The organism is Bradyrhizobium sp., from assembly GCF_016462955.1.
Classification (GTDB): domain Bacteria; phylum Pseudomonadota; class Alphaproteobacteria; order Rhizobiales; family Xanthobacteraceae; genus Bradyrhizobium.
Genome location: NZ_JAEMSD010000192.1, coordinates 1 through 11,651 on the forward strand (window position 1 = coordinate 1; position 11,651 = coordinate 11,651).

Below are 11,651 nucleotides of genomic sequence, written 5' to 3' on the forward strand. Positions count from 1 at the left end.
GTCAGCGTCTTGTCCTTGGTCAGCAGCGTGCCGTCGACGTCGGAGACCACGAGTGAGATGGGTGTCATGGCAGAACCTTGGGTGTTGCGCGGCCCGGTTTCAGCTGGCGCACGATGCCGTCCACGATCGCTTCGACGGTCTCGTCGATGGAGACGGTGATGACGTGTTCGCTCGCCTCCGGCGACTCCAGCGTGTCGAACTGGCTGGCCAGCAGTCCGGGCGGCATGAAGTGCCCCTTGCGCTGCGCCAGCCGCTCGGCGATCAGCTCCCTGGTGCCCTTCAGGAACACGAAGCGGACGTCGTCGCGTCCGCGCAGCAGCACGTCGCGATAGGCATGCTTCAGCGCCGAGCAGGCGATGATGACGTGTTCCCCACGTTCGCAGACCCGCGCGATCTCGTCGGCGATGGCATTGAGCCAGGGCCAGCGGTCCTCGTCCGTGAGCGGATGGCCCGCCCGCATCTTCTCGACATTGCTGGGGGGATGAAAGCTGTCGCCGTCCTCGAAACGCCAGCCGAGCCGCTCGCCGAGTGCCTTGGCGACCGTGCTCTTGCCCGAGCCCGACACGCCCATCACGATTAAGGCACAAGGTGCGTCAGCGCGGCTCACGAATGTCCTCCGGAAGCGCGGCCTTGTCGACCAGCCAGACGGTCTCGCCGTTAGAGTGTGCGCGCACCGCCGGCAGGTTCTCGCCATTGCAGAGGCGCGTCAAGATCGGCCGCTTGTCTTGCCCGGCAATCTGGAACAGCATCTCGCGGCAGGAGGCCAAAGTGGGCAGGGTGAGCGAGACCCGCGGCACAAAAGGGGAGACATTGGCCTTGGGCACGCCGACGACCCAGCGTCGGGTCTCCTCGAGTTCGGGATAACCGGGAAACAGCGAGGCGGTGTGGCCGTCCGGCCCCGCGCCCATCAGGACGAGATCGAACAGCGGGCGCGCCGGATCGAGCCGGTCGGCGCCATAGAAGACTTGCAGCTCGCGCGCATAGGCCTCGGCGCTGCAATCGGGATTTTCGCTCGCGGTTGGAATCGGATGGATGTGTTCGGCCGGCGCGTTGCGATCGAGAAAGGTTGCGCGTGCGACCGCCATGTTGTTGAGGGGATCGCTCGCGGGCACGAAACGCTCATCGCCGATGAACCAGTGCACGCGGTCCCACGGAATTCTGCCCCGCCAGGCCTCGCTGCCGAGCAATTCATAGAGCTTCTTCGGGCTGGAGCCGCCGGTGAGGCAGATTGCGATCTGTCCGGGATTGGCCGCGATCCGCGCCATCACGCGTTCGGCCGCGGCGCGGGCGAGAGCTTCCGCATCGGCTTCGACGATCAGCTTCGGCTGGTCCGCCGTCATCACGAGTATTTCCGCCAGCTTCGGCCGTCGCGCCGGAGCAGCTCTTCGGCGCATTTCGGGCCGTCACTGCCGGCTTCATAAGTCTCGACGCCGTTGCTGCCCACGCTCTTCCAGGCGTCCAGGAACGGCTGCACCGCTTGCCAGCCGGCCTCGATGCCGTCGGCGCGCTGGAACAGGATATTGTCGCCGATCATGCAGTCGTAGATCAGCGTCTCGTAGCCGGTCGAGGGATCGACGCGGAAATAGTCACCGTAGCGGAATTTCATCTCGACGCCGTCGATGGTGATGCTCGGCCCCGGGATCTTGGCGTTGAACTGGAGCTCGATGGTCTCGGTCGGCGCGATGCCGATGGTCAGGAAGTTCTGTGACAGGCGGTCGATGTCCGTGCCTGAGAACATCGACAGCGGCGCCTGCTTGAACTTGATCGCCACTTCCGTCCGCTTGTGGCGGAGCGCCTTGCCGGTGCGGAGATAAAACGGCACACCGGCCCAGCGCCAATTGTCGATCATCAGTTTGAGGGCGACGAAGGTCTCGGTGGTGCTGCCGGGCTTGACGTCCGCGGTCTTTCGGTAATCGTTGATCTCTTCGTCGCCGACACGGCCTGCAAGATATTGCGCTCGGACCGAATTTTTCAGCGCCTCTTCCCGGCTTGGCTGCTGGATCGAGTTGAGCACGTCGGCCTTCTCGGAGCGAACGGAATGCGCGTCGAAGCGTGCGGGCGGCTCCATCGCCACGAGTGACATCAGCTGGAACAAATGGTTCGGTACCATGTCGCGCAACGCGCCGGTGGCATCGTAGAAGCCGCCGCGGTGGCCGACGCCGAGCTTTTCTTCGACGGTGATCTGGATGTGGTCGATATGGTTGCGATTCCAGATCGGCTCGAACATGCCGTTGGCAAAGCGCAGCACCAGGATATTCTGCACCGTCTCCTTGCCGAGATAGTGGTCGATCCGGTAGATCTGGTGCTCGTCCATGATCTTCAAAAGTTCGGCATTCAGCGCGCGGGCCGAGGCGAGGTCGGTGCCGAACGGCTTTTCGATCACGAGCCGCCGCCAGGCACCGTTCTCCTTCATCATGCCGGTGCGGCCGAGCTCGCGTGCGGTCGGCGCGAAGGCGGCCGGCGGCGTTGCCAGATAGAACAGACGGTTGCCGCCGGTGCCTTGCGCGCATTCCAGCGAATCGAGATGCGTGCGCAGGCGGTCGAACGACGGCGGGTCCTTCGGATCGGCCTCGACGAAGGTGACGCATTCCAGCAGCTGTTTGGCGATCACATCGTCTATGGGCCGCGTCGCGAATTCGCGCAGGCCCTTCATCAGGCTCTGGCGCAGCTCGTCATCCGACTGGCTCTTGCGGGCGACGCCGACGACGCAGAATTTTTCCGGCAACAGGTTCTCGGCCGCCAGATTGTACAGCGACGGCATCACCAGCCGGTGAGTGAGGTCGCCGGTCACTCCAAAGATGACGAAGGCGCAATTGTCCGGCTTGCGCTTGGGCTGGGGGTCTTTTGTCACGAATTGTCGGCCTTCGTTTTATTGCACACGCTACTTCGGCTTCGCTGCGCCCGGCTGCTTCGGCTCCTTGTGGCCGCCGAACCCTGCACGCATCGCGGAGAGAATTTTTTCGGCGAAGGTGTGTTCCCGGCGGGAACGGAAACGTGTGTAGAGCGCCGCGGTCAGGACCTCGGCCGGAACGGCCTCGTCGATCGCCGCATTCACGGTCCAGCGGCCTTCGCCGGAATCCTCCACGAAGCCGGAATATTCCGCCAGCTGCGGACTGTCGGCGAGCGCGGTCGAGGTGAGATCGAGCAGCCAGGACGGGATCACCGAGCCGCGCCGCCACACCTCGGCGATGTCGGCGAGATCGAAATCGTAGCGGTGATCCGCCGGCAACGCCTCGATGTTGGCGTTCTTGAGAATGTCGAAGCCTTCGGCATAGGCCTGCATCAGGCCGTATTCGATGCCGTTGTGGATCATCTTGACGAAGTGACCGGCGCCGACCGGGCCGGCATGGATGTAGCCCTGCTCGATGCGGGGATCGCGGCCCTCGCGTCCTTCCGTGCGCGGAATGTCGCCGGCGCCGGGCGCGAGCGCGGCGAAGATCGGATCGAGCCGGTGGACGACCTGCTTCTCGCCGCCGATCATCATGCAATAGCCGCGGTCGAGGCCCCAGACGCCGCCTGACGTGCCGACGTCGACATAGTGGATGCCGCGCGCTTTCAGCGCCTTGCCGCGGCGCACGTCGTCCTGCCAGAAGGTGTTGCCGCCGTCGATGATGACGTCGCCGTCCTGCATCACGGCAGCGATTGCCTCGATCGTCGTCTCGGTGATGTGGCCCGCCGGCAGCATCACCCAGGCCGTGCGCGGGCGCTCGAGCTTTGCAATGAACTCTTCCAGCGTCGCCGATCCGACCGCGCCGTCTGCGGCAAGGCCTGCGACCGCCTTGGCATCCTTGTCGTAGACCACGGTCGAATGTCCGTGGCGCATCAGGCGGCGAACGATGTTGCCGCCCATTCGGCCGAGGCCGATCATGCCGAGTTGCATCTGCATTATTCCCTTAGTTCAGCGCGTCGCTCAGCGCTGCATTGAGCGCCGCGAGGCCTTTCTTGAGCCCGCCCTTCAGGTGCACGCGCAGCGCGCGCCGGCCGCGTTCGGTGAGCACGTCGAAATCGCCGCGCGCTTGCGCCGCCTTGATCACGCCGAAGCTCGCCTTCTGGCCCGGCACCGGCAGATCCAGTGCGTCATCAGCGGTGATCTGGAGAAACACGCCGCTGTCGGGGCCGCCCTTGTAGGCCTGTCCCGTCGAGTGCAGGAAGCGCGGCCCGAACTCGGCGCAGGTTGCCACATGCCGCTTCTCGCGCACCTCCAGCCGCATGGCCTGGAGCGCATCGATCGTCGCCTTGTCGCGCGCGATATAGCCGAGCAGCGCGACATAGTCGCCGTCGCCCGAACGCGACAGATGCGCCTTCAGCCAGGAGCCGAGATCGCCATTGGCGCCGGCAGCGCGCAGCGCCGTGGCGTTGGCTTCGTCGGTGTAGAGATCGGCGTCCTTGGTGCTGACCACCGGCTCTTCCGCAGGCAGCGCGCCGGTCTTCTCGAACGCGGCGGTGAGCTCGCGGGTCTTGATCTTGGCGGCCTCCACGTCCGGCTGGTCGAACGGGTTGATGCCGAGGATGCTGCCGGCCACCGCCGTCGCCATCTCGAAGCGGAAGAACTCCTGTCCGAGATGCTCGATCGACTTCATGACGATGCGCACCACGGGGTGCCCCGCTGCCTCGATCGCGGCAAGCTGGGAGTCATGTGCGGCGTCCGCTTCGCCTTCGACACGGATGTCGATGAAGAAGCGGTCGTTGCCGTAGACGGAGGGATCGCCGAGCGGCTCGCCCTCGATCGGGATCAATCCCTTGCCATCCTTGCCGGTCGATTCCGCGATCAGCTGCTCGGCCCAGGCGCCGAAATCGGCGATCTTCTTAGAAGCCAGGATCGTCACCTTGTCGCGGCCTTCGAGCCCCGCGAGGCCCATGGCGAGGCCGAGCTGCACGCCCGGGTTTTCAGAGGGCGGCACGTCCGGACCGCAGGAGCGAACCATTGCAAGCGCATGCTTGACGAAGGTCTTGACGTCGATGCCGGCGGTGGCCGCCGGCACCAGGCCGAACGGCGACAGCACCGAATAGCGCCCGCCGATCGAGGGCTCACCGTGAAAGATGCGGGCATAGCTCAGCTGCTTGGCCGCCTTCTCCAGCGACGAGCCGGGATCGGTCACCGCGATGAAGCGATGGCCGGTCTTCACTTTCGCACCCACCGCCTTGGCAACCTGTGCGTGGAAATAATCCTTCATCGCATTAGGCTCGGTGGTGCCGCCGGACTTGCTGGAGACGATGAACACGGTATTGGCGATGTCGATCTTCGCTTCCATTGCGCGGACCTGCGCGGGGTCGGTGGAGTCGAGCACGTGCAGCTTGGGGAAGCCGGGCTTCTTGCCGAAGGTCTCGGCCAGCACCTCGGGTCCGAGGCTCGATCCGCCCATGCCGAGCACGACGGCGTCGGAAAACTTCTGGCCCTTCACGCGGCCGGCATAGTCCTCGTAGTCCGCGACGTCGGCCTTGGCGGCGCTGTCGAGCCAGCCCAGCCATTTGTCCTCGTCCGCGCCGGTCCAGACCGATTTGTCGCGCTGCCACAGCCTGCGGATCTTGGCGGATGCGCGCCATTCCTCGGTGCTCTCGGCCAGGGCCTTGCCGAGCCCGTCGCCCAGCGAAAGTTGCTGGCGGTCGAGCGCGGGCCCGAGCACGACGGCGCGCTTGTGGGCGACCGCGCCGTAGAGCTTGTCGGCGGCATCGGCGAACTGCTTGACGCCGTCCTTGACCAGCTCCTCGGTGATCGCATCGAGCGAGATGCCGGAGCGCTCCAGCTCCTCCAGCACGCGCCTTGCGTCGTCGATGTTCTCCTCCAGGCTGTCGCGCGGCGTGCCGTGGTCGCGGAACGCATCGAGCGTCGCCGGTGGCACCGTGTTGATCGTATTGGGGCCGATCAGCTCCTCGACATAGAGGACGTCGCTGTAGTCCTTGTTCTTGGTGCCGGTCGAGGCCCACAGCATGCGCTGCGGCTTCGCGCCCTTGGCGGCGAGCTTGTCCCAGCGCGGACCTGCGAACAGGCGCTTGTAGTCCTGGTAGGCCAGCTTGGCATTGGCAATCGCGACCTTGCCCTTCAGCGCGGCGAGCCGCTCCTTCTCGGAGGGATCGTTGGCGCGGGCGATCTTCTCGTCGAGCTGCTTGTCGACCACGCTGTCGATGCGGCTGACGAAGAAGCTCGCGACGCTCGCGACATGCGAGGGATCGCCGCCGCCGGCGACGTATTTCTCCAGACCGGCGATGTAGGCCTCTGCCACCTCGAGATAGACCGCCTTGGAGAACAACAGCGTGATGTTGATGCTGATGCCTTCGCCGATCAGCGTCTCGATCGCCGGCAGGCCCTCCGGCGTCGCCGGCACCTTCACCATCAGGTTCTTGCGGCCGACGTCCTTCCACAGCCGCCGTGCTTCGGTGACCGTGCCTGATGTGTCCATGGCGAGATAGGGCGAGACCTCGAGGCTGACATAGCCGTCGCCGCCTTTGAGCCGGTCATAGACAGGGCGGAGCACGTCGGCGGCGGCCTGGATGTCCTCGATCGCGACGGCCTCGAACAGGTCGGCCACGGTGCGGTCGCCGCGCTTCAGCGCCTTGCCGATCGGGGCGTCGTATTCGTCCGAGCTGCCGATCGCCTTCTCGAAGATCGAGGGATTGGAGGTGACGCCCTTGACGCCGTCGGTATCGATCAGCCGCTTCAGGTCGCCCTCGGCGATGAAGCCACGGGCCAGAAAGTCCAGCCAGACCGCTTGTCCGTGCTTTTCCAGTTCTTTGACGGGATTCATGATGCTTATTATCTCCAAGCCTGCGGACGAGGGTTTTCGCGCCGGTCCTGACGCGCTATCCTGTAGCCTACATGCGCCCCGCTGGGAACCAATCAAGGGGCGGGGAGTGATACCCTCAGGTGCAACTCCGTCGCGATCATGGCGATCCCGGCGTCGCATTCACTGTTGTGTAAAATGGCGTTTGGCCATCTGGCCGATGTGAATGCTGCGCTCGACCAGGGGGACGTCGCCATCGAGTCCTTCGCAGTCGTGCTGGCGTGAATTTCTGCCACACCATCGATGGCGGAGAGATCGGCTGATGATTGTCGCGGCCGCGACAAGAAGGCAGCTCCGCAGCATCCCAAGCCGGCCGTTACGAGCGGAACGGTCGCGTCGTCATTCGCTTGGCAGCGATTGTGTCACGGTGCTGCGCGTTCGGCGCGACGCGCGAGGTGCCGGCACCCCGCAATGCAGCAGGAAGATGAACGCGGCCCAAAGCATTGCCCTGCCAGTGTCATAAGATCGCCGCTCCCGGCTCGCTATGCTGCGATGCCGGATGGAGCCATCCCCGGGAACGCCCGGATGTTGCGAGCGAGTGACATTTTCTGGAAATGAGCCAGAATAGACAAAGATTCGCACAAATTACAGGCAGGTGCCTGTTCCTAACTCACGGAGTGCCTACGTTGTGCGTTGCGTCGAGCTGGCACCCGGGTGTCCAATGATCGTCATGTGCTCACGCTGATTCGAAAACGGCCTGAGGAACGGTCCGGTAACTGCTTTCGTTTCAGCTTGTAGCGGAACTCACGCGGAGAGGGATCATGTACAACGATTCTCTATTCAACGCTTTCGCTCGGTCGTTCGAGGCGAGAAGCCAGCACGACATGTCGATGGCGGAATATCTGGAATCGTGTCGAAGCGATCCCATGAAATATGCCAACGCGGCCGAACGACTTCTAGCAGCGATCGGCGAGCCCCAGACGATTGACACGGCCAAGGACCCACGCCTTGGCCGTATTTTTTTGAACCGCACGATCCGCACGTATCCGGCTTTCGCCGGCTTCTACGGCATGGAAGAAACCATCGAGCGCATCGTCGGCTTCTTCCGCCACGCGGCGCAAGGTCTCGAAGAGCGCAAGCAGATCCTGTATCTGCTCGGCCCGGTCGGCGGCGGCAAGTCCTCACTCGCCGAGCGGCTGAAGTCGCTGATGGAAGTGCATCCGATCTACGTGCTCAAGGCCGGCGACGAACTCTCGCCCGTGTTCGAGAGCCCGCTCAGTCTGTTCGATCCCGATCAGCTCGGTCCGATGCTGGAGGAGAAGTACGGCATTCCGCGCCGTCGTCTCACCGGCCTGATGAGCCCGTGGTGCTACAAGCGGCTTGAAGCTTTCGGCGGCGACATCTCCCAGTTCCGGGTCGCCAAGATCCAGCCGTCGCGGCTGCGCCAGGTCGCGATCGCCAAGACCGAGCCCGGTGACGAGAACAACCAGGACATCTCCTCGCTGGTCGGCAAGGTCGACATCCGCAAGCTCGAGACCTATGCGCAGAACGATCCCGACGCCTACAGCTATTCCGGCGGCCTCAACCGCGCCAACCAGGGCGTGCTCGAGTTCGTCGAGATGTTCAAGGCGCCGATCAAGATGCTGCACCCGCTGCTGACCGCGACGCAGGAGGGCAACTACATCGGCACCGAGAACATCGGCGCGATCCCTTTCACCGGCGTGATCCTCGCGCACTCCAACGAGGCCGAGTGGGCGAGCTTCAAGGCCAACAAGAACAACGAAGCCTTCATCGACCGCATCTGCGTCATCAAGGTGCCCTACTGCCTCCGCGTCACCGAGGAGCAGAAGATCTACGAGAAGCTGATCCAGGGTTCCGAGCTGGCGTCGGCGCCTTGCGCGCCCTCGACACTGGAGACACTGGCGCGGTTCTCGGTGATGTCGCGCCTGCGCAAGCACGAAAATTCCACGATGTTCGCCAAGATGCGGGTTTACGACGGCGAGAGCCTGAAGGAATCCGATCCGAAGGCGCGCAGCGTCCAGGAATACCGCGACGCCGCCGGCGTCGACGAGGGCATGGATGGCGTCTCCACCCGCTTCGCCTTCAAGATCCTGGCTGCAACCTTCAACCACGATCCGCAGGAGGTCGCCGCCGACGCCGTCCATCTGATGTACGCGCTCGAGCAGTCGATCAAGCGCGAGCAGCTGCCCGAGGAGGTCGAGAAGCGCTACCTCGAGTTCATCAAGGCGGATCTGGCGCCACGCTACGCCGAGTTCATCGGCAACGAGATCCAGAAGGCCTATCTGGAATCCTATTCGGATTACGGCCAGAACCTGTTCGATCGCTACGTCGACTATGCCGACGCCTGGATCGAGGATCAGGATTTCAAGGACCCGGATACCGGCCAGCTGCTCGATCGCGAGCTTTTGAACCAGGAGCTGACGAAAATCGAGAAGCCGGCGGGCATCGCCAACCCCAAGGACTTCCGCAACGAGGTCGTCAAATTCTCGTTACGGTCTCGGGCCCAGAACGGCGGCAAGAATCCGACCTGGACCTCCTACGAGAAGATTCGCGATGTGATCGAAAAGCGGATATTCTCCCAGGTCGAGGACCTGCTTCCGGTCATCTCCTTCGGATCGAAGAAGGACGGCGAGACGGAGAAGAAGCATGGCGAGTTCGTCGCACGCATGGTGGAGCGCGGCTACACCGAGCGTCAGGTTCGCCGGCTCGTCGAATGGTACATGCGCGTGAAGCAGGCCGGCTGAGGCCGCTGGGAGGCGAATGGTAAAGTGCCCATTCACATTATTGACAGGCGCCTGAATCCAGGCGGCAAGAGTCTTGAGAACCGCCAGCGGTTCTTGCGTCGGGCCAAGTCCCTGGTGCAGGGCGCCGTCAAGAAGACCTCGCAGGAACGCGACATCAAGGACGTCCTGGAGGGTGGTGAGGTCACGATTCCGCTCGACGGGATGCATGAGCCGCGCTTCCGCCGTGAGGGCGGAACGCGGGACATGGTCCTGCCCGGCAACAAGAAGTTCGTCGAGGGCGACTATCTCCAGCGCTCCGGCCAGGGCAGCGCAAAGGATTCCGGCCCTGGCGAAGGCGACAGCGAGGACGCCTTCCGCTTCGTGCTGTCCCGCGACGAGTTCGTCGATCTGTTCCTCGACGACCTCGAGCTTCCCGATCTCGCCAAGCGCAAGATCGCGCAGACCGAGAGCGAGGGCATCCAGCGCGCCGGCTACACCACGTCGGGCTCGCCCGCCAACATCTCGGTGAGCCGCACGGTGAAGCTCGCGCTGGCGCGCCGCATCGCGCTCAAGCGTCCCCGCAAGGAGGAGATCGAGGAGCTCGAAGCTGCGATCGCCGCCTGCACGGACGAGGACGAGCGTACCGGGCTCATTGCCCAGCTCGAAGCGCTGAAAGCGAAGTCCAAACGCATTCCCTTCATCGATCCGCTCGACATCCGCTACCGGCGTTTCGAGACGGTGCCGAGGCCGGTCGCGCAGGCCGTGATGTTCTGCCTGATGGACGTCTCCGGCTCGATGTCCGAGCACATGAAGGACCTGGCCAAGCGCTTCTACATGCTGCTCTACGTCTTCCTGAAGCGGCGCTACAAGCACGTCGAGATCGTCTTCATCCGCCACACCGACCGCGCCGAGGAGGTGGACGAGCAGACCTTCTTCTACGGTCCGGCCTCGGGCGGCACGCTGGTCTCCAGCGCGTTGCAGGCCATGCACGAGATCGTGCGCGAGCGGTTCAACCCTTCGGACTGGAACATCTACGCCGCGCAAGCCTCGGACGGCGACAATTCCTATTCCGACGGCGAGCTCACCGGGATGCTGCTGACCGACAAGATCCTGCCGGTCTGCCAGTTCTTCGCCTATCTCGAGGTCGGCGAGGCCGGCGGCAGCGCCTTCGACCTCTCCGACTCCTCGCTCTGGAGCCTCTATGAGCGCCTGCGCAACAGCGGCGCGCCGCTCTCGATGCGCAAGGTCTCGGAGCGCAGCGAGATCTTTCCGGTGTTCCACGATCTGTTCCAGCGCCGCGACACTGCCCAGGAGAAGGCCGCTCCATGACGGAACGTTTGTTCGAAGGCGCCGATTGGGATTTTCACACCTTGCAGCGCATCACCGATGCCTGCGAGGAGGTGGCGCTGAAGGATCTCGGGCTCGACGTCTATCCGAACCAGATCGAGGTCATCACCGCCGAGCAGATGCTGGACGCCTATTCATCGGTCGGCATGCCCTTGTTCTACAAGCACTGGTCGTTCGGCAAGCACTTCGCGTTCCACGAGGCGTCCTACCGCAAGGGCCTGATGGGGCTCGCCTATGAGATCGTGATCAACTCCTCGCCCTGCATCTCCTATCTTATGGAGGAGAACACGGCGACAATGCAGACGCTGGTGATCGCGCACGCCGCCTTCGGCCACAACCATTTCTTCAAGAACAATTACCTGTTCAAGCAGTGGACCGACGCCGACGGCATCCTGGACTATCTCGACTTCGCGAAGAACTACGTCATGCAGTGCGAGGACCGCTACGGCCGCATCGAGGTCGAGCGCACGCTGGATGCCGCGCACGCGCTGATGTCGCACGGCATCGACCGCTACCCCGGCAAGAAGAAGCTCGATCTGCGCGCCGAGGAGAAGCGGGCAGGGCGCCGCCGCCAGCATGAGGAGGAGGTCTTCAACGACCTCTGGCGCACGGTGCCCAAGGGTGCCGCCAAGAGCCGCTCGACGCTCAGCGTCGAGCGCCGCCGCAAGCTGCTCGGCCTGCCGCAGGAGAACCTGCTCTATTTCCTGGAGAAGAGCGCGCCGCGGCTGGCGCCCTGGCAGCGCGAGCTGCTCCGCATCGTCCGCCACATCGCGCAATACTTCTACCCGCAGAGCCAGACCAAGGTGATGAACGAGGGGACGGCGACCTACGTCCACTACCG

General features: G+C 64.0%; 8 protein-coding genes. 3 read left to right on the forward strand and 5 right to left on the reverse strand.

The window, feature by feature from the left end; genetic code table 11:
• Positions 1-64: 64 nt before the first annotated feature.
• Genes JHD07_RS19875 through JHD07_RS19895 form a run of 5 tightly spaced genes read right to left on the reverse strand, consistent with a single transcriptional unit; the run spans position 65 to position 6,743 of the window.
• A complete protein-coding gene (locus tag JHD07_RS19875; protein WP_291624960.1) occupies positions 65-607 on the reverse strand; it encodes a gluconokinase in 543 nt (180 codons plus the stop codon).
• Positions 594-1,343 (reverse strand): 6-phosphogluconolactonase, encoded by a 750-nt coding sequence (pgl, locus tag JHD07_RS19880; RefSeq protein ID WP_291624964.1) that lies wholly within the window; start codon positions 1,341-1,343, stop codon positions 594-596. Before pgl ends, JHD07_RS19875 begins: the two co-directional genes overlap by 14 nt.
• Positions 1,340-2,851 carry a glucose-6-phosphate dehydrogenase gene (gene zwf / locus JHD07_RS19885; protein WP_291624966.1) on the reverse strand — a complete coding sequence of 504 codons (1,512 nt, stop codon included), beginning with the start codon at positions 2,849-2,851 and terminating at the stop codon, positions 1,340-1,342. Before zwf ends, pgl begins: the two co-directional genes overlap by 4 nt.
• A 30-nt stretch (positions 2,852-2,881) precedes the next feature.
• A complete protein-coding gene (gnd, locus tag JHD07_RS19890) occupies positions 2,882-3,880 on the reverse strand; it encodes a phosphogluconate dehydrogenase (NAD(+)-dependent, decarboxylating) (protein WP_291624968.1) in 999 nt (332 codons plus the stop codon).
• 13 nt (positions 3,881-3,893) lie between these two features.
• Positions 3,894-6,743 (reverse strand): bifunctional transaldolase/phosoglucose isomerase, encoded by a 2,850-nt coding sequence (locus tag JHD07_RS19895; protein ID WP_291624970.1) that lies wholly within the window; start codon positions 6,741-6,743, stop codon positions 3,894-3,896.
• 797 nt (positions 6,744-7,540) lie between these two features.
• Between JHD07_RS19895 and JHD07_RS19900 the strand changes: the two genes are divergently transcribed.
• The 3 genes from JHD07_RS19900 to JHD07_RS19910 form a co-directional block, all read left to right on the forward strand.
• Entirely contained in the window at positions 7,541-9,484 is a 1,944-nt protein-coding gene (locus JHD07_RS19900) for a PrkA family serine protein kinase (RefSeq protein WP_291624972.1), read from the forward strand.
• A 30-nt stretch (positions 9,485-9,514) separates the two neighbouring features.
• A complete protein-coding gene (locus JHD07_RS19905; protein ID WP_291624976.1) occupies positions 9,515-10,792 on the forward strand; it encodes a YeaH/YhbH family protein in 1,278 nt (425 codons plus the stop codon).
• Positions 10,789-11,651 (forward strand): SpoVR family protein (locus JHD07_RS19910; RefSeq protein ID WP_291624974.1); only part of this gene is annotated, 863 nt, incomplete at its 3' end. The genes JHD07_RS19905 and JHD07_RS19910, both read left to right, overlap by 4 nt.

What these genes read in the sequence shown, in the direction of transcription:
- gnd (WP_291624968.1), bottom strand. Translation starts at nt 3,880, where the DNA reads ATGCAACTCGGCATGATCGGCCTCGGCCGAATGGGCGGCAACATCGTT.
- JHD07_RS19900 (WP_291624972.1), top strand. Translation starts at nt 7,541, where the DNA reads ATGTACAACGATTCTCTATTCAACGCTTTCGCTCGGTCGTTCGAGGCG.
- JHD07_RS19895 (WP_291624970.1), bottom strand. Translation starts at nt 6,743, where the DNA reads ATGAATCCCGTCAAAGAACTGGAAAAGCACGGACAAGCGGTCTGGCTG.